Genomic DNA, 17,095 nt, shown 5'->3' on the forward strand with positions numbered 1-17,095 from the left:
CAGGCTCGCTTGACTATGCTGGATCGCTCGACGGACTGCCCCCGTCGTTGTGGCGCTGCCGTGAAGAACCTGGCCCATAGCGCATCCCTCCACTCCGAGGTGAAGAGTGCACCATCAAACCCTGGGATCAAACATCTAACCGTCGTCAACGACATCCTCGACTTCTCTAAACTGGAGGCCGGGCAGGTCGAGATTACGTCACGGCCGTTCGCGCCTGTGGCCCTGGTCGATAACACCGTCTCGATCGTTCGGGGCTTAGCCGAGGCAAAGGGACTGACGCTTGCCGTCAGCTTAGATCCTGCGTTGCCCATGTGGTTGATCGGCGACGAGGACCGATTGCGGCAGGTGCTGCTGAACCTGCTCAACAACGCCGTGAAGTTCACCGCACGGGGCAGGATCGACTTAAGCGTAACCCTGAGCGGCTCGAAGGAGGGGGCGGTCCAACTCCGCTGTTCGGTCCAAGACACCGGCATCGGCATACCGGCGGACAAGCGCGACCGCCTGTTTCAGCGCTTCAGCCAAGTCGATGGCTCGATCGGACGGGATTTCGGCGGTAGCGGGCTTGGTCTGGCGATCTCAAAAGCGCTTGTTGAGCGCATGGGCGGGGCGATCGGCGTCGAGAGCGTGATTGACCACGGCTCAACCTTCTGGTTCGCCCTCGAACTCCCTGTGGCAAGCGAACCGGCTATCGTCCTGGAGGCCTCGTCCAACTCCAGTGGTCGCTTCGGCCGACGCCTGTTGTTGGCTGAGGATGTTCCGCTGAACCAGGATCTCGCCCGAGCGATCCTGGAACGCGCCGGGCATAGTGTAGACGTGGTCAGCGACGGCGCCGCGGCGGTGGCTGCGGTGCAGGTCAAGACGTACGACCTCGTGCTGATGGACATCCAGATGCCGGGAATGGACGGCATGAGCGCCACGCGGCACATCCGTGCCCTGAAGGGTGCTGCCGTGCGCATGCCGATCGTAGCTATGACGGCCAACGTTCTGCCGGAACAGGTGGCAGAGTTCCGCGCCGCGGGCATGGACGATCACATCGGCAAGCCGTTTCGGCAAGACGCGCTTCTCTCGGTGGTCGCTCGCTGGGCCTCGGATGGAGCACACGCGGCAGTGATCTCGGACCTCGACAGCTCCGTCTTCAACGAGATGCGCGATATGGTCGGCCACGAGCGCATGGTCGGCCTGCTTGCGATGCTGGCGGATGAACTCACGCAGCGGTTCGGACCGTCCTCCCACTCTCACGAACGCAAGCAAATCGCCGAGGATGCGCACGCGATGGTGTCGGCTACGAGCATGGTGGGCTTCGCTTCACTCGCAACTCTTTGCAGAGAAGTCGAAACCGTTTGCCGCTCGAAAGAGGACCACACAGTACTTTTAGGAATCTTGCGCGCCCGCTCATCCGAAACCGTCGCCCGTATCGCCACCATTCGCTCTGAACTAACTTTGAGTCTTGCGGGTTGATTACTCAGGAATACGGGCGCTCTATCAGCTGTTTTGGTGGAGATCGGCAATAATAATCCCATCAAATAGTTTTCCGAGTCCGGAATTTTACATATAATCTGTGACGAATCCCGATCAATATTTGCTCAGGACGGTGCGCTTGCTCCGTCGTCTTTCTTGGCGATGGACCTGCCGCTTACGGCCAAATCAAGTTGCGTTACAAAGCGACTCTGAATGGCGGGGCTGGGTGGAAAGCAGTCGGGCAGCTTTCGTGAGGAACCTGCCGTATAGGGGACGTTAAGAGCCCAATTCGATCCGCTGAATTTCCTCATGGGACGCAGCACGGAGTGTGAGATGAAGCGTTTCCGGACTGGCGTTCTCGACATCGGCTACAACGAAGGCGGACCGCCCGACGGTCCGCCCGTCCTTGTGCTTCATGGTTGGCCGGATGATCCGTCTGGGATGGTGAACGTTCAGCAACATTTGCACGACGCCGGTCTCCGCACGATCGCTCCGTGGTTGCGCGGCTTCGGCGGCACGCAGTTCCTATCAAATGAGACGTTGCGCGACGGCAGGGCGCTCGTTCTTGCGCAGGACGCTATCGATCTTCTGAATGGTCTGGGCATCGAACGATGTATGGTCATCGGGCACGATTGGGGTGGCCGCGCTGCCTACAACTTGGCAGCGCTTATCCCAGACCGGCTCGAAATGATCGCGGTGCTCGCCATAGGCTACGCACCCTTCGGTCGATTCGAGACACCTGATTTCAAGCAGGCGCGTCGTTGGTGGTATCAGTGGTACATGAATACCGATGGCGGCGCGGAGCGGGTGCGGGCAGACCCGATCGGCTTTGCTCGGGCGCAATGGGATAGCTGGTCGCCTGCCGGATGGTACGAGGAGGCCGCGTTCGTTCGAGCTGCCGAGAGCTTCCTCAATCCCGACTGGGTAGCGATCACGCTTCATGGCTATCGGTCTCGGTGGCTGCCTGAGGCCGTCGACGAGCGATATGCGGGCGTCGATCAGACGATTGCCCGCACCGGCAAACTCCGCGTTCCGACGTTAATGATCCAAGGGGATGCTGACGCGTGCGACCCGCCGTCGGCCTCGGCTGACGATGCCCGCTGGTTTGAGAACCGCTACGAGCGATTGGTCTTACCTGCCGTTGGTCATTTCCCGGCGCGCGAAGAACCGGATGCGGTCGCTCGCGCGATCCTTCGCTTCCGCCAGGAGACGTTGCGAGCTTAGTTGGGTGGGGACTGCCACCGCTCTTCGGAGCCGAATTACCGTCGGCGATTGTTCGGATAGGGTCGGAAGCGCGACGGCTGCGATGGGTGGAAATCTGCCAGTCCGCTTGTGGATGCAGAAGCCAAGCAGCGGACGTCCGAGGTCCAGCAGAAGCTGGCCGAAGACTGACAGGCTGGTTTCCGCTGGGCGATGCGAACGTGCAGACATGAGCCTATTGCCGCCACCGATCTTTCTCAGGCCTTCGGACGATAGGCTGGCGACTCGGCTGGGTGGAAAACCGCCTGCTTAAAATAGCGTGAGTGCGGCTAGGGCGCGGCATAAGGTGCCATGCCCCCGAGAAGCTGGGTATCAGCCGGCTGTTCGAGCAGTCCCACCTGCCGGCGCGCGCTACCCTGAACAAGCTCGGCATCATTTGAGCGACGTTCCACCGCTGGTACGAGGCCTACAGTCGGGACGGCTCCGAGGGCCAGGCCAACCGCTTTCCGCCGATACCCTCGACAGAATGAGTCCCCTCCAGAGCCAAGCCGCCATCGATTTCCTTAGCAGGCAGCTATGCCATCAGTTCAAGGGGCGGCGGTTAAGCTAAACTGCTCGGGGAGGTTCAGCAGCTAGCCTCAAATTTTTGCATGCTCATTCCCTTCTGCAATCCGAGTTCATCATATAGAATAAAAATCGGTCTTATAATTGCCAAACTATAATGCTCCAACGGCTGGAAATGATTGGCAGAAAGATCAGCCATGCCTGGTAGTAACGTGAATCTTGTTATAGCCGGCGACAGCATTGGAGCCGGCAGCATCAGCGGTGCGGATCCGTGGCATGACCTCGATCTAGGTGGGACGTACACAGTCAAGAACCATTCGTTCGCCGGAGCCTATATAGGCCAGCAAGCTGGGCTGAACGAGAGCGCCGTGCTGAAGGACTTCGATCCAAATTCCGGCACCAATTGGCTGGTTGTTCAGGCCGGAACCAACGACTTGGCGCAGGGCGCAACGGCTTCTGTCTTGTACACCGGGGTCCAGAAACTGGTCCAAGACGGACATGCGCAAGGCTTCAAGGTTGCCGTTGCCACCGTGCTGCCGCGGAGCGACGCTGTGTTTGCTTGGTCGAGCGCTGACGAAAGTGCTCGGCTTGCGTACAACGACACGGTGAGGGCCAACTCCGCTGGCGCTGACGCGATCGCCGACATCGCCGCGAGTCCGATCATGGGCAGTGCTGCCGCGCCTGCTAATGCGGCTCTTTACCTCGACGGGCTGCATCCGACGGCATCGGCGGTCCAGGCCTATCTCGAGCCCATCTATGCCGCTGTCTTCTCGTCCAGTGCCTCGTCGGTTCCTGCATCTCAGCCGAGCGAAGCTCCCGCTCCAGTCTCCTCGACGCACTCCGATACCACGCCCGCCGCTGGGAACGCGCCAGCGGAAGTCACCACACCCGCACCCGCTCATACGTCCGACCCAGGCATCACGCCCGCCGCTGGGAGCACGTCCGGAACTGACGTCGGCTCGGGAAATAATACCCTGGTGGTCCATGTCTCAGGTGACCACTACCAGGGCGATCCGCAGTTGCAGATCTACGTGGATGGCAAGGCGGTGGGCGGCACGCAGACCGTCACGGCCGTTCACGGCCTGAACCAGTGGCAGGACATCGCGCTGAAGGGCGATTTCAGCCCGAACAGCCCGCATGCGGTTGAGGTGCGCTTCCTCAACGATGCGTACGATGGCAGCGGGCAGTTCAGCGAAGGTCATGACCGCAACCTCTATGTCAGTTCCGTCAGCCTGGATGGCCACAGCTTCGGGACCTCGGAGGCCGACCCGGCCGTCCTCCTGCAAAACGGCGGCGTCACCATTGCCACCACCGCCGCCACCGTTGCGCCAGACAACACCAGCCCCCCCGACACGAGTGCCGCAGCGGGAACGGGCGGCACGGCACCGGCCGTCAGCGCCACGACGATCGGCGCGGGGGAGAATCAGCTGGTGCTGCAGATCAGCCAGGACGCCTATAACGGTGACGCGCAGTACACGATCTCCGTGGATGGCCACCAAATCGGGGGCGTCCAGACCGCTCATGCAGCACACGCAGCGGGTCAGTCCGACACTCTGACCGTGAAGGGTGATTTTGGTCCGGGCGATCACGCCGTTAGCGTCAGCTTCCTCAACGACTTTTACGGGGGCTCAGCGAGTACGGATCGCAATCTGTACGTCGACGGCGCCAGCTACGACGGCATGACCGTGGCCCATAGTAGCCTAAGCCTGCCCAACACTGGATCGCAGCAGTTCACCGTCCCGGGAGCGGGAACGGGCACGGGTACAGGCACAGGCTCCGGTACGTCTGGCGCCGCCACGGCTGCTGCTGCGCCGTCCGCCCCAACCGTCGCGCTCACGCACGACACCGGAACGGGCGGTACCCACGCGACCAGCGATGGCCTGGTGACCTATGCGCCGTCCGTGAGTGGCGACACGCTGCACTACAAGCTCGACAACGGCGCGGTCACTACGACGACCCCAGTCCTGGCCACCGACGGCAGCGCCGACGGCCAGCATACGGTCACCGTCTACGAGACCGATGCAGCTGGCCACACGTCAGCCGACGCCAGCCTAGTCTTCTCCCTCGACACCCATCATGACAGCAGCGGATTCCACATGGCGTGAGGGGGCGATACGGGCAGCTCTCGGTGCTACCCGTTGCGCTGAATGATCGCGGCAGAGGACGAGATTCGGATCGGCAATGCTGGTCACGCGCCGGGATATTGCGTCCCGCTATCCCGGCGCAGCTCGTATTATGGCGCCGTCTGTAAGTTTACCGCGGCTCAGTCAATTCCATAATGTTGAGACCGGGCGTTGATTAGCAGATTATATTCTGCTTTATTCACTTCTATGCCCGGCGCTTCAATGAAACTCGATCATCGCGCTGGCTGAGCTGGGCCTTGATTGACATCAGCACGGACCGTGTGACCCTGCACTAACTTTGAACTTGGACCACCGCGTGAAGGCCGATCATAATCCCAGATGGTCGACGCTCAGCGGTCGGAGCTGGAAAAGATTACCGGGCGCGCGCAACGGCTTCGCGCCGAACTGAGAAGCGCCCGCGACGCAGCTCAGAGCGACGTGACCAACCTGAAGCTCCTGAAGACGTACTTTCTCGATTGCTTGGTGCGGGCGGGTGTTCCCGGCATCACCACCGAGGATTGCGTAGAGATTTTTCCGGCGAATTTCGATCCAGAGCTCTATGGCCAGGATCAGGACGATCGCGCCGTTACAAACTTCGCGACCCTGAGCAGTGGTGGGAAAAAGACACTGTTCAAATGCTGCTTCGCAATCGCCGCCCGCCGGTTGGCGGTGCAGCTCGAGACTCCACTTCCGGGGATGCTGATTATCGACTCGCCGATGAGGAACATCAGCGAGCGAGAAAATCGTGAGCAATTCGGAGGTTTCTACACTATGGTCTGAGAGCTGAAGGCAACGGAGCTACGTAAGACGCAACTAATACAGATTGACAAGGAGCTCTCTCCGCCTGCGGGTGTCCTAGTGCTCTGACGCATTCACTTCGTTCATGCGAGTGAGCACTAGTTCTTTGGTTTTGCATCAACTCTTCCAAACTCGGCTGACGCCTCCGCCTGGATCGATGCACCAGGATTAAAGCTCTTAGAGCGGCACAGGCGTCCAGAGGATCCGGTCAATCCACCCCTCATCCCTTACAATCAGGGCAAGTGACCCTGCGCAGCGCCTTCCATCTTGGACCGGAATTCGACGTGCCAAGTGTCATTCCTACTACTTAACAATGTTCAAACGTACCACTCAACAGCGGGATCAGGCGCCCCCCTCACTAGCAACGTCCGCTTCCCGGCAAACATCAAATGTCAGCTCTTGGCGCAAAGCTGTCGGACGTTCGCTCGGATTGAACGCCTGTTTTTGGATTTCGCCACCCGAGACCGGACTGATTGGAAACCACTCAACCTTGACGCCCGGAACGCCGTCGATGGTTCTCCAGGCCACTCGTTCAGACTGAAGCGGCAGCTCGAACACCACCAGAAAATACTGTTGCCGCTTCACCCACCGTCCGGCGCAAAGCGGAGCAAAAAGGTCCGCGGGAGCTTTGCATCGGCTTGACCGACAAACATCGTACTCAGAGACGGACACACTCGCTGCACACCCGAGATCCGCGGCAAGCGATAGCAACGACTTAAAAGGGCGTGCGTCGACGAACTTCGACTACCGGCACAATTGGGCGAGCGCAGGACGTCTGTTGGCTGCAGAGGGTCGGGGGTTGACGTGGTGGCGCGAAGTTTGTCGGCGCGCGTCCAGGCCAGCCGGAACACCGAACCCCGACCCTGAATGCGTGAGGGTGCTTCCCGGCGCGCGTCATTGAGCGCGCGCTGGCCAGCCGTGAGTTTCATGCGACCTGCGACGACCGGGCCCACGTGGGGGCATGCGGGGGTTGTCGCCTGCCTCATGGCTTCCAACGTCCTCCACAATCCTGCCTGAGCTCTCGATGTCCTGGGCACCACCGCGAAGATCCTCGCGCGCCGGGGGCGCAGCCAGTTCGATCGCTGCGGCACGTGCCCCCAGTGCGGCAAGGCCCTGGCCGACGGCATCGTGCAGGTCACGCGCGAGGGCCTGCGGCTCCTCTTCTTGAACGGATGCTTCGAAGGAGATCCGCAGCAGAGGCGGACGGGCGCCTTCGGCCCTTGCGGGGGCATCAGCGGGCTCACCGTGTTGGTTCTCGCGTTAGGGTTGCGGTCGGCGCGATGCGCGGCGAAGCTGGCGCCGACCGCCTGCTGCGTAAGACGCCCCGCATGTCGACCGACTCCGTCAAGGGACCGGCATCGTATTGTCCGTTCATCGAGAAGACGTACGGGCGTCCGATCGGCGAATGGCAGCAGCTGGTCCGGACACGCCTTCCAGCAAAGCATCTGGACTTGGTCGCCATGCTGAAAGCAGATCCTGGACGAGGCCACGGTCACGCCAACGCGATCGTCGCGCACGTGTTGTCGGACCATCAGCGGTAGCCGACCTGCGCCGCCGATACGGCGCGGCCGCTTTCCAGACGTCTCAGACGCTTCATGAGCGATCGACAGCGACGAAATCTGGCCGAAAACCCCTGGTCCGCCTCCGAGCAGGTATGCGGGACAAGCGTACGCGCAGCCGCCGACCGAAGCTTGGTCGAGGCATGATGGGCTCGCAGCTTCCTCTCTGCCGCCGAGCCCGTCGATGACCCTCGATCAGTTGCGCATCTTCGTGGCGGTCGCCGAACGCCAGCACGTCACCCGCGCGGCCGAGGCGCTCAACATCGTGCAGTCGGCGGTCAGCGCCGCCGTTTCCGGACTGGAGGGGCGGCATGCGGTCAAGCTGTTCCACCGGGTGGGTCGCGGCATCGAGCTGACGGACGCCGGACGCATCTTCCTCAGGGAAGCCCGAGCCGTGCTCGCCCGCGCCGAGGCGGCCGAGCAGGTGCTGGCCGACCTCAGCGGGTTGCGGCGCGGGAGCCTGCGCGTCCATGCGAGCCAGACCATCGCCAGCCATTGGCTGCCCCGCCGTCTCGTGGCGTTCCGAGCAGCCTGCCCGGAGATCACGGTTCGCCTCGCAGTGGGCCATACCGCCGACGTGGCGCGGGCGGTCAACGAGGGCGCGGCCGAACTCGGTTTCGTCGAAGGCGAGATCGACGATCCGGCTCTGGCGAGCACGGCGGTCGCGCAGGATCGCCTCGTTCTGATCGCGCCGCCGAGCCACCCGTTCGCCGCCGCAGGCGCACGCACGGCGGCCGATCTCGCGGCTCATCCCTGGGTGCTGCGCGAGGCGGGATCCGGCCCGCGCTCGGTCTTCGAGGCCGCGCTCGCGGCGGCCGGCGTTCCGCCCCGGGACCTCCCGGTCGCGCTGGAGCTGCCCTCGAACGAGGCCGTTCTCGCCGCGGTCGAGGCCGGCGCGGGGGCGAGCGTCCTGTCGGAGGCCGTCGTGGCGGGCAAGCTCGCCGCTTGTGTGCGGGTCGCGGCGCCGTTCCCGCTGCCGACCCGGACCGTCCGGATGCTGCGCCACAGGGAGCGCTACTGCAGCCGGGCCGCCGATGCGTTGCTCGGCCTGATCCAGGCGGGCAAGCCGTGAGCGGCGCTTCCTTGCCGAGGCGCTGCCGGACTGGCCCCTCCGGGTCATGGCTCTGGCGCATTCGAACGCGCTCAGTCCACGGTGACCCGCACGCGGTGCCACGATGCGCCGAGATAGCCCTTGTAGTTCCAAGTGTCGTCGGGAGCGGCCGGCTGGGTCTGGCCGGCCTCGTCCCAGGCGCGCACCGCCAGTTCATGCTCGCCCGCGGGTAGATCGAGGTCGATCGACCAGAACGTCCAGGCGAAGGGCGCGGTCGCATCATGCTCGAGCGCGGCTTGCGCCCAGGTTCGGCCGCCATCCCCCGAGACATCAACGCGAACCACCGCGCGATCGCCCGAAACGGCATAGCCGGTGAGGCTTTGGACCCCAGCCGTCAGGCTCGCGCCCCGCGCCGGCGCGCAGATCACCGCGTTGAGCGGCATGGTGTTGATGGTGTGCCCCTTGGCCGGGTCTGCCGTCGCCGCGGTGACGTCGGCCGGGAACAGCTTGTAGTCGTCGGCCTGGATCGGGTTGTCGGACGGGTGATCCTGCACGGTGATGCGTGTCAGCCATTTCGGGCTGCGCACCCCGGCAAACCCGGGTACGACGGCGCGCAGCGGGAAGCCGTGTTCGGGCAGCAACGGCGCACCGTTCATCGCGAAGGCCAGCAGGGTCTCCGGGGCGAGCGCCTTGGCGAGCGGGATCGAGGCGCCGTAGGGATGCCCCTGGATCGTGTCGTGACACGCGAAGGCGACATGCAGGTCCGCGCCCTCGGTGATGCCGGCCGCGCGCAGGACGTCGCCCAGCCGCACCCCGGTCCAGTCGGCGGTGCCGATCGCGCCTCCGTCCCAGGGATCGCCGGAGACCGGCGCCACCGTCCGCATGTCGGCGCGGCGGTTGCCCGCGCACTGCATCGTGGCGGTCACGGTGACCTGGGGAAAGCGCGACCGCAATCCGTGCAGCGACAGCTCCAGCGCGGTCGGGATCGCCCCGTCGACCGTAAGCCGGTAGCCATCCGCGTCGATCTCGGGCAGGTCGCCGTGCGAGCGCACGTAGAAGTCGTCCGCCGCCGTGCGGTAGGCCGCGCGCAGCCGGGCGAGCGGCGGCTCGGCGTTGTAGGGCGCATCCCCGTGCACGATCAGGCGTGCCTTGCGCTCGGCCAAGCTCGACATCTGGATCTCCACGTTCGGGCACCGGGGTACAACGTGCCGGGGTCGATCCCGGCACGCTCCACTCACGGCTTCATCGCGGCGAGGTAGTCGACGATGGTCTGGATGTCGGCCGGCTCGACTGGCGCCTTGTAGATGTGGACCATCTTGTTGACGGTCTCGGTCCACTGGGCCTTCGACAGTTTGGGTTGGGTCAGCACCATCCCGGCCGAGTGGCAGGCGAGGCAGTTGTTGTTGACCGCCTCCACCCCGGGGCCGTCCGGGAAGGCCCGGTCGGAACTCGGCAGCTCGACCCGCTGCGCGGTGAAGCGCATCGGCTCGGGCGCCGGGGTGGCGAGTGCCGTGGCGGGGGCGAGGACGAGCCCGGCAAGCAGGCATGCGGTGCGGGGTGTGGACATGGATCTCTCCCTCAGGCGACGTGGAGCGACACGGTCTCGACGCCGTTCTGCATGAACCCGGCCCCGTTCCAGACCTGGTCCATCGGCTGCGCGAGGCCGTTCATGTTGGTGCAGCGGACCTTGATAGCGTGGCCGCCGGCCGACAGCGCCGGAAGGCTGCCCTCGAAGCGGCGGAAGCTGTAGGGGCCCGCGTCGGCCCCGAGCCGTGCCGGCGTCCATGTCGCGCCGCCATCGCTGGAGATCTCGACTGTCTGAACCCCGCAATCGCCCCCGAAGGCGATCCCACGCACGGCCACCGGTGCGCCGGCAGCGACCGTGGCGCCGTCCTGCAGGTTGGTCACGAACGAGCGCGGGACCATCCGGTTGATCGGCACCGTCTTGAAGCCGGTCTGGCCGGGCTTGATGTTGGCCCCGGGCACGTCCGGAATACGGTAGGCTGTCTTCATCCAGTACTGATCGTCGGGCTTGTCCAGCACTTCGATGTCAAACAGCATCTTGACCCAGTAGGTCGAGTACCAGCCCGGAACCACGAGGCGCAGCGGGAAGCCGTTGAGCAGCGGCAACGGCTCACCGTTCATCGCGTAGGCGAGCATGACCTCGCCGTCCCGGGCATGGTCGAGGTCGAGCGATTTCTTGAAGTCCGGCGCGTCGTCCACGACCGGCTCGTCGAGGCCGCTGAAGCGCACCTGCACGGCCCCCGCCTTCACCCCGGCACGGTCGAGCACGTCCTTCAGGCGCACGCCGGTCCAGCGCGCGTTGCCCATCGAGCCATTGGCCCACTGCGCCCCGGGCACCCGCGGCTCGAACAGGCCACGGGAATTGCCCGAGCATTGGTTGACCGCCGCGATCTCGAAGCGCGGCAACTGGGCGATCGCGTCGAGCGACAGCGACAGCGCCCGGTCGACATGTCCGCGCACCGTCAGCCGGAAGGCGTTCGCGTCGATGTCGGTGGGGATCGAGGCCCAATGCCAGCGCACGTAGAAGCGGTCGTTGGGCGTGAACACACCCTGGTCGAACACCGCGAACGGCGTCTCCAGGAGCGGCGGCCGGGTGCGCTGCAGGATCATTGACCCCTTGCCGGGGAAGGCGGTCGTGAGGTCGCGCGTGTCGGGACCGCCGGGCAGCGGCAGCGTGACCGTGCCGGCGGCCCAAGCCGGCGCGGCGGCCGCGAGACCGCCGAGGCCGGCCAGCACGGCACGGCGAGGGATGGCAGAATGGGTCACGTGCAGGCCTCCGCGTTTGGGTCGGGCGCCTCAGGCCCCACCTCTTGATGAGAGAGATACTTCCCCGCTTTGTGCGGTCTAATAGAAAAAGCGGCTCGTTTCGTTCGGCTGGTCAGATAATTCCTTCCCGCAAGCCGAAAAACGTCTGCCGCTCGGTCACGCCGCGGAGCGTGACGGTGTCGATCGCCGGTAGATGGCCCGCCTCGGCCAATGCGGACCGGGCCGACCGCAATACGGCGTGGCGCGCCCGCGCTTCGTCGCCGGCGCGGTCGAACACCGCGAGCACGCCATCGCCGCTGTAGTTCGGGATTTCGCCGCCCGCATCCTCGATCGCCCAAGCGGTGCCAAGCGCTGGACGTTCGGTTCGATCATCTAGGATTCCTGCTCCGCAGGCGCAACGGCGCCGGTCGCGGCAGAGGTCCGGGGCCACATGATGCCGTGGACTCGGATCAAACCGAGGCTGCGGCACGTGCATCTTCCGAAAAGCGGAATTGCCAGCCGTTTATCTCGATGATCTGAACAAGGAAGGCATTCCATTCTGCTCTCCTGCGAGGGAGTCTATGACATAGGCTGATCTGACCCTATTCTATATTTGTCTGGAATTCAGAGCAGACCATTCGATCCTGGATGGCTCTGGCCGCTGTAGCACGCGCGCCACACGCAAACTTGGAAGGGAGGCATCTTACAATCCTTCCAGAAATCTCAGGATGTTCATTGAAATTACTACAAACTAAGGATGTTTACATAGCCCCGTACAAGCTTGACCCCTTATGTTTCTGGATCGTAACGGACGTGCCCCGATCAAGGTTGGTTTGTGTCCGTGGCCGTTTCGCGCATAAAATTCAAACACACCAGGGTACTCGCCGCATCGACCGCGCTCGTATTCGTAGCGCAATCAGGCTCCCTGATCGGCCTCGGACCAAGTTCTGCCGTCGCACAGCTCGCAGCCGATGCTACGCAGGAGGTGCAGCTCGACGAATTATCGGTCGCCGGGAATGGCAGGCCAGGGAGCAAGGTCGATGACTATCACGCTAAGAACAGCGTCAGCGCGACGCGCACCGACACGCCCCTGCGCGAAGTCCCGCAGACCGTCGTCGTCGTGTCCGATCAGGTGCTCACCGATGCGGCTGCGACGCGCATCGACACGGCCCTGGACCTCGCGGGCGTGGGGCGCGCGAACAATTTCGCGGGCCTCGGCCTGACCGAGTTTACGATCCGCGGCTTCAACACGGGCGAGTTCTACCGCAACGGCTTCCCAATCAACCGCGGCTTCCCGAACTCGCCCGACATCGTCTCGATCGAGCGGATCGAGGTCCTGAAGGGGCCTTCGGCCTTCCTCTACGGCCGCGGCGACCCGGGCGGCACCTTCAACATCGTCACCAAGCAGCCGCTCGCCGAGCGCTCCTTCGCGGTCGGCACCCAGTACGGCAGCTTCAACCAGAAGCGCACCACCTTCGATGCCACGGGAGCCCTCGACCAGGAGGGCCAGGTGCTCGCCCGCGTCACGGGCGCCGTCGAGGATAACGGCAGCTTCCGAGACTTCGTACACGGTGACCGCTACGATCTTGCGCCCGTGATCGCCTGGAAACCGTCGGCCGATACGACCATCACGCTCGAGGGTGAGGTGCTGAGCACCGCGGCGACCTTCGATCGGGGTGTTGTGCCCATCAACGGTCATTTGCGTGCCGTGCCGCGCAACCGCTTCATCGGCGAGCCCGGCATCCCGCCGGTCCGCAACGACAATGCGCTCGGCCAGCTCCGCATCGAGCACCGCCTCGACCCGGACTGGGTGGTGACCGCGGGTGCGCAAGCGCTCGGCGGCCATCTCTACGGTGAGGGCGTGGGCGCGATGAACGTGCTCGGCGACGGCCGGACCCTGCGGCGAACCTACGAGCACCGCGACCTGAGCTGGGCCGATCTCGACCTTCAGTTCAACCTCGCGGGCAAGTTCGAGACCGGCCCCTTCCGCCATACCCCGCTGATGGGCCTGGAATACGACAGCTACCGCTACCGGGAAATCTTCAACCGCTCGAACGCGAACGCCAATCCCTTCGCCCTCGATCTGCTCAACCCCCGCTACGGACGGCTCCCGCTGCCGCCGCTCGGCTCGATCACCAACTTCCTCCAGAACATCCAGAGCTACGCTGGCTACATCCAGGATCAGGTCGACATCACGCCGCGGCTCCATGCCCTTTTCGGCGTGCGCGTCGAGGATCTGGGCCTTGTCTCGACCGACTACCGCACCGGGCGCACCACGAGCCTGCAGGGAACGGTCGCGACCCCGCGGTTCGGCCTCGTCTACGATCTGACGGACGCGCTCTCGCTCTACGGCAATTACGGCCGCTCGTTCTTCCCCAATACCGGCACGGACCGCTCGGGACGCCCCTTCGCCTTCCAGCAGGGCGAGGGCGTCGAGGCCGGTGCGAAGCTCACCATGCTCGACGGCAACCTGAGCGCCACGGCGGCCGTGTTCGACCTCAGGCGGACCAACGTCCTCACCGTCGATCCGGTCGATCCGAACTTCAGCGTCGCGGCCGGTGTCGTGCGGAGCCGCGGCTTCGACCTGACGGTTGCAGGCGATCTCGCACCCGGCTGGCGGGTCTTCGGCACCTACACCCACGTCGACGCCGCCGTCGCGCGCGACAACTCGTTGCCCGTCGGGACGCGGCTTGCGAACATTCCCGCCGACAGCTTCGCCATGCAGACCGTTTATGAGTTCCAGAGCGCCGCGCTTCGCGGCCTCGGCCTCGGCGGCGGCGTGACGTATGTCGGCCAGCGTGCCGCCGGGACCGCACTCTCGACCTTCAAGCTGCCGAACTACACAACACTCAACCTGATCTCTTACTATTGGATCACGCCGGGAGTGCGGGTTTACATCAACGTCGACAACCTGTTCGACGCCACCTACTACGATCGTGCATTCCAGAACCGCTACGCCACGCCGGGCGCCCCCCGCACCATCATGGGCGGTGTCGCGGCACGGTTCTGACGAACACCGCCGGCGGGACGGGGCCCCTCTGCCGTGGCTGGAGCGGGCAGACGTCCCCCTGCCGGCCGAGACCTACAACCTCGTCGGCCCGGACGCCCTGACGGATCCGGCGATGGCCGGGATCTGGTCCGAGGCGCTGGGCCGCGTGGTGCCCTATGGCGGCGGCGACCTCGACGTACCGGAGCAACGCCTCCGCGCCCTCGCCCCGGCGTGGCTCGCCTACGACCTGAAGGTGATGATGCGCCGCGATCAGGAGGACGGCGCGGTCGCGCGCGAGGCCGAGGTGAAGCGCTTCGCCGGCCTGCTCGGTCACCGGCCGCGCAGCGACCGCGATTTCGCCGGCGAGGTTGCGCGCGGCTGGCTCGGCGCCTGAGTCAGGCTTGGTCTCAGGGGCGATCCGGGGGCGCGACGAGCCCCCGTGCAGCCGGCTCTCTCCAACGCAAGACGTCGATCAGGCTCCGCAGGGCCGGGGTGACCTGCCGGTCGGGATAGTACAGGTGGCATCCGGGGAATGGCGGGCACCATGGGTCCAGCACCTGGACGAGCCGCCCGGCCGAGAGGTCGTCCGCCACGTCGTCCTCCAGCATGTAGCCGAGCCCGGCCCCGGCCCGCACGGCCGCCGCTGCGAGGGGGCCATCGTTGGCGACCAGCTGCCCGGCCGCACGGATACGGACCTCGCGTCCGTCGCGGGCAAACTCCCAGGGCAGCAGGCCGCCGCCGACGAGGCGATAGGTCACGCAGCGATGCGCTTCCAAGTCGGCGGGCGTCTCGGGGCAAGGAGAGCGGGCGAAATAGTCGGGCGTGCCGACGACCACCGTGCGCAAGTCCGGTCCGACCCGGACCGCAACCATGTCCCGCTCGACGGTCTCGCCGAAACGAATGCCGGCATCGAACCCGGCCGCAACGATGTCGGTCAGACGGTCGTCGACCACCACCTCGACCGAAACGGCAGGGTGGTCGATCAGGAATCGCGGCAACCGAGGTTCGAGGACGGTGCGGGCGGCGTAGGGAAACGTCGTCAGGCGCAAGCTGCCCGAGGGCTCCCCGCGCCATTCGGCCAGGGCCTCGAGGCCCTTTGCAACCTCGTCGAGGGCCGGGCCGAGGGACCGCAGAAGCCGCTCGCCGGCCGGGGTCGGGGCGACGCTTCGGGTCGTGCGGGCCAGAAGGCGCACGCCGTACCGTTCTTCCAGCGCCCGCATGGTGTGGCTGAGGGCGGAAGCCGACACCCCCATCTCGGCCGCAGCGCGCGTGAAGCTGCGAAGCCGCGCCACCGCCGCGAAGGCCGCCAGGTCGTCGAGGGTGCCACGCCGCATTCCTGAGCCCTGCTCACAAGCCCTTGCCGATCATAACGGCTAATCGCGGCATTGACCGCGAATTACCTCTCGATCCTCACCAGAGAGGTACGGCGATGGACCTGACGCACTATCTGACCCTGGGACGCTCAGGCCTGGCGGTGAGCCCGCTCGCGCTCGGCACCATGACCTTCGGCGCGGGCCGCTGGGGCAGCGACGCGGCGACCTCGGCGGCGATCCTCGACCGCTACGTCCAGGCCGGCGGCAACTTCGTCGATACGGCGGACGTCTATTCCGGGGGCGAGAGCGAGGCGATGCTCGGCGCGATGGTCGCGGAGCGCGGGCTGCGCGACCGACTGGTCATCGCCACCAAGTCCGGTTTCTCCCGTGCGCAGGGCACGCCGCTCGCTGGCGGCAACAGCGCCCGCAACATCCGCGCCGGCCTGGAGGGCTCGCTGCGGCGGCTGCGGACCGACTGGATCGACATGTACTGGACCCATGTCTGGGACCGGACGACCCCGCCCGAGGAGGTGCTGCGCGCCCTGACCGATGCTGTCGCTCGCGGGGACATCCTCTACTACGGCTTCTCGAATGCCCCGGCGTGGTACGCGGCGCAGATCGCCACCCTGGCGCGCGCCCACGGCCTGCCGGAGCCGGTCGGCCTGCAATACGGCTACTCCCTGGTCGACCGCGGCGTGGAGCTCGACGTCCTCCCCGCCGGCAAGGCGCTCGGCCTGGGCCTGGTCCCGTGGAGCCCGCTGGCGGCGGGTCTCCTGACGGGGAAGTATGGACGCGAGAAGCTCGCGGAGGCGGGACCGGCGGGGTCCCTCCCGGACCGGTCCGGCGCGGCGAGCCAGGGCGGCAGCGACGGGCGGCTCAACGGCGACAATCCGTTCGGGGGCATGCTGTTCACGGAGGCCAACTTCGCGGTCGTCGACGTTCTGCGGGCGGTCGCGGCGGAACTCGGACGTCCGATGGCGCAGGTCGCACTGGCCTGGGTCGCGGGGCGTCCCGGCGTTTCATCGGTGCTCGTCGGCGCGAGCCGTCTGGAGCAACTGGACCAGAACATCGCTGCCCTCGACGTCACGTTGAGCGCCGACCAGCAGGGGCGGCTGGACGCGGCCGGCAAGCCGCCGAGCCTCAATCCCTACTTCATCTTCGACTTACCGACGCCGACCATCTTCGGCGGCCACGACGTCCGAGCTTGGTAGCCTCATCCCGCACGATTGCCGGTTGCAGCTCGGCTGATACCTGGAGGAACCGATAATCCT

General features: G+C 65.4%; 16 protein-coding genes. 9 read left to right on the forward strand and 7 right to left on the reverse strand.

Annotated elements, in window-relative coordinates; genetic code table 11:
- The first annotated feature begins 309 nt into the window (after positions 1 to 309).
- The 4 genes from MKK63_RS25840 (at position 310) to MKK63_RS25860 (ending at position 6,125) form a co-directional block, all read left to right on the forward strand.
- Positions 310 to 1,458, forward strand: coding sequence for an ATP-binding protein (locus MKK63_RS25840; protein WP_244006767.1), 1,149 nt, complete (start codon positions 310 to 312; stop codon positions 1,456 to 1,458).
- A 333-nt stretch (positions 1,459 to 1,791) separates the two neighbouring features.
- Complete coding sequence (locus tag MKK63_RS25845; RefSeq protein ID WP_244006712.1) at positions 1,792 to 2,682, forward strand: alpha/beta fold hydrolase; 891 nt, start codon at positions 1,792 to 1,794, stop codon at positions 2,680 to 2,682.
- Between the two features lie 908 nt (positions 2,683 to 3,590).
- On the forward strand, positions 3,591 to 5,327 hold the full coding sequence (locus tag MKK63_RS25855) for a carbohydrate-binding domain-containing protein (protein ID WP_244006713.1): 1,737 nt from the start codon (positions 3,591 to 3,593) through the stop codon (positions 5,325 to 5,327).
- Positions 5,328 to 5,684: 357 nt separating this feature from the next.
- Positions 5,685 to 6,125, forward strand: a complete 441-nt coding sequence (locus tag MKK63_RS25860; RefSeq protein WP_244006715.1) for a hypothetical protein — start codon at positions 5,685 to 5,687, stop codon at positions 6,123 to 6,125.
- Between the two features lie 360 nt (positions 6,126 to 6,485).
- Here the strand turns inward: MKK63_RS25860 and MKK63_RS25865 are convergent, their stop codons facing one another.
- Both MKK63_RS25865 and MKK63_RS32305 read right to left on the reverse strand, forming a co-directional pair.
- Complete coding sequence (locus tag MKK63_RS25865; protein WP_244006717.1) at positions 6,486 to 6,728, reverse strand: hypothetical protein; 243 nt, start codon at positions 6,726 to 6,728, stop codon at positions 6,486 to 6,488.
- A 309-nt stretch (positions 6,729 to 7,037) separates the two neighbouring features.
- Positions 7,038 to 7,340, reverse strand: a complete 303-nt coding sequence (locus MKK63_RS32305; protein ID WP_409564561.1) for a histidine kinase — start codon at positions 7,338 to 7,340, stop codon at positions 7,038 to 7,040.
- A gap of 131 nt (positions 7,341 to 7,471) precedes the next feature.
- Here MKK63_RS32305 and MKK63_RS25875 point away from each other — a divergent pair, with 131 nt between their 5' ends.
- Both MKK63_RS25875 and MKK63_RS25880 read left to right on the forward strand, forming a co-directional pair.
- Entirely contained in the window at positions 7,472 to 7,684 is a 213-nt protein-coding gene (locus MKK63_RS25875) for a DUF4287 domain-containing protein (protein WP_244006768.1), read from the forward strand.
- 202 nt (positions 7,685 to 7,886) lie between these two features.
- A complete protein-coding gene (locus MKK63_RS25880) occupies positions 7,887 to 8,774 on the forward strand; it encodes a LysR substrate-binding domain-containing protein (RefSeq protein WP_244006719.1) in 888 nt (295 codons plus the stop codon).
- A gap of 71 nt (positions 8,775 to 8,845) precedes the next feature.
- Here the strand turns inward: MKK63_RS25880 and MKK63_RS25885 are convergent, their stop codons facing one another.
- From MKK63_RS25885 to MKK63_RS25900, 4 genes are all read right to left on the reverse strand, one after another.
- Positions 8,846 to 9,925, reverse strand: a complete 1,080-nt coding sequence (locus tag MKK63_RS25885) for a molybdopterin-dependent oxidoreductase (RefSeq protein WP_244006721.1) — start codon at positions 9,923 to 9,925, stop codon at positions 8,846 to 8,848.
- Positions 9,926 to 9,987: 62 nt separating this feature from the next.
- On the reverse strand, positions 9,988 to 10,320 hold the full coding sequence (locus tag MKK63_RS25890; RefSeq protein WP_244006724.1) for a cytochrome c: 333 nt from the start codon (positions 10,318 to 10,320) through the stop codon (positions 9,988 to 9,990).
- A gap of 11 nt (positions 10,321 to 10,331) precedes the next feature.
- Entirely contained in the window at positions 10,332 to 11,543 is a 1,212-nt protein-coding gene (locus tag MKK63_RS25895) for a molybdopterin-dependent oxidoreductase (RefSeq protein WP_244006725.1), read from the reverse strand.
- Positions 11,544 to 11,655: 112 nt separating this feature from the next.
- Positions 11,656 to 11,973, reverse strand: coding sequence for a hypothetical protein (locus MKK63_RS25900; RefSeq protein ID WP_244006726.1), 318 nt, complete (start codon positions 11,971 to 11,973; stop codon positions 11,656 to 11,658).
- A 534-nt stretch (positions 11,974 to 12,507) separates the two neighbouring features.
- Between MKK63_RS25900 and MKK63_RS25905 the strand changes: the two genes are divergently transcribed.
- Positions 12,508 to 14,532, forward strand: a complete 2,025-nt coding sequence (locus MKK63_RS25905) for a TonB-dependent siderophore receptor (RefSeq protein WP_244006727.1) — start codon at positions 12,508 to 12,510, stop codon at positions 14,530 to 14,532.
- Positions 14,513 to 14,905 (forward strand): hypothetical protein, encoded by a 393-nt coding sequence (locus MKK63_RS25910; protein ID WP_244006728.1) that lies wholly within the window; start codon positions 14,513 to 14,515, stop codon positions 14,903 to 14,905. Before MKK63_RS25905 ends, MKK63_RS25910 begins: the two co-directional genes overlap by 20 nt.
- A gap of 13 nt (positions 14,906 to 14,918) precedes the next feature.
- Here MKK63_RS25910 and MKK63_RS25915 read toward each other — a convergent pair whose 3' ends face one another.
- Positions 14,919 to 15,845, reverse strand: a complete 927-nt coding sequence (locus tag MKK63_RS25915) for a LysR family transcriptional regulator (protein WP_244006729.1) — start codon at positions 15,843 to 15,845, stop codon at positions 14,919 to 14,921.
- A gap of 95 nt (positions 15,846 to 15,940) precedes the next feature.
- Between MKK63_RS25915 and MKK63_RS25920 the strand changes: the two genes are divergently transcribed.
- On the forward strand, positions 15,941 to 17,035 hold the full coding sequence (locus tag MKK63_RS25920; RefSeq protein WP_244006731.1) for an aldo/keto reductase: 1,095 nt from the start codon (positions 15,941 to 15,943) through the stop codon (positions 17,033 to 17,035).
- Positions 17,036 to 17,095 lie beyond the last annotated feature (60 nt).

It is taken from the genome of Methylobacterium sp. J-088, assembly GCF_022829295.1.
Lineage (GTDB): Bacteria > Pseudomonadota > Alphaproteobacteria > Rhizobiales > Beijerinckiaceae > Methylobacterium.

Excerpts from the sequence above, each read along its gene's own strand:
- MKK63_RS25840 (WP_244006767.1), top strand. The coding sequence starts at position 310 with ATGTGGTTGATCGGCGACGAGGACCGATTGCGGCAGGTGCTGCTGAAC.
- MKK63_RS25845 (WP_244006712.1), top strand. The coding sequence starts at position 1,792 with ATGAAGCGTTTCCGGACTGGCGTTCTCGACATCGGCTACAACGAAGGC.
- MKK63_RS25860 (WP_244006715.1), top strand. The coding sequence starts at position 5,685 with ATGGTCGACGCTCAGCGGTCGGAGCTGGAAAAGATTACCGGGCGCGCG.
- MKK63_RS25875 (WP_244006768.1), top strand. The coding sequence starts at position 7,472 with ATGTCGACCGACTCCGTCAAGGGACCGGCATCGTATTGTCCGTTCATC.
- MKK63_RS25880 (WP_244006719.1), top strand. The coding sequence starts at position 7,887 with ATGACCCTCGATCAGTTGCGCATCTTCGTGGCGGTCGCCGAACGCCAG.
- MKK63_RS25885 (WP_244006721.1), bottom strand. The coding sequence starts at position 9,925 with ATGTCGAGCTTGGCCGAGCGCAAGGCACGCCTGATCGTGCACGGGGAT.
- MKK63_RS25890 (WP_244006724.1), bottom strand. The coding sequence starts at position 10,320 with ATGTCCACACCCCGCACCGCATGCCTGCTTGCCGGGCTCGTCCTCGCC.
- MKK63_RS25915 (WP_244006729.1), bottom strand. The coding sequence starts at position 15,845 with ATGCGGCGTGGCACCCTCGACGACCTGGCGGCCTTCGCGGCGGTGGCG.
- MKK63_RS25920 (WP_244006731.1), top strand. The coding sequence starts at position 15,941 with ATGGACCTGACGCACTATCTGACCCTGGGACGCTCAGGCCTGGCGGTG.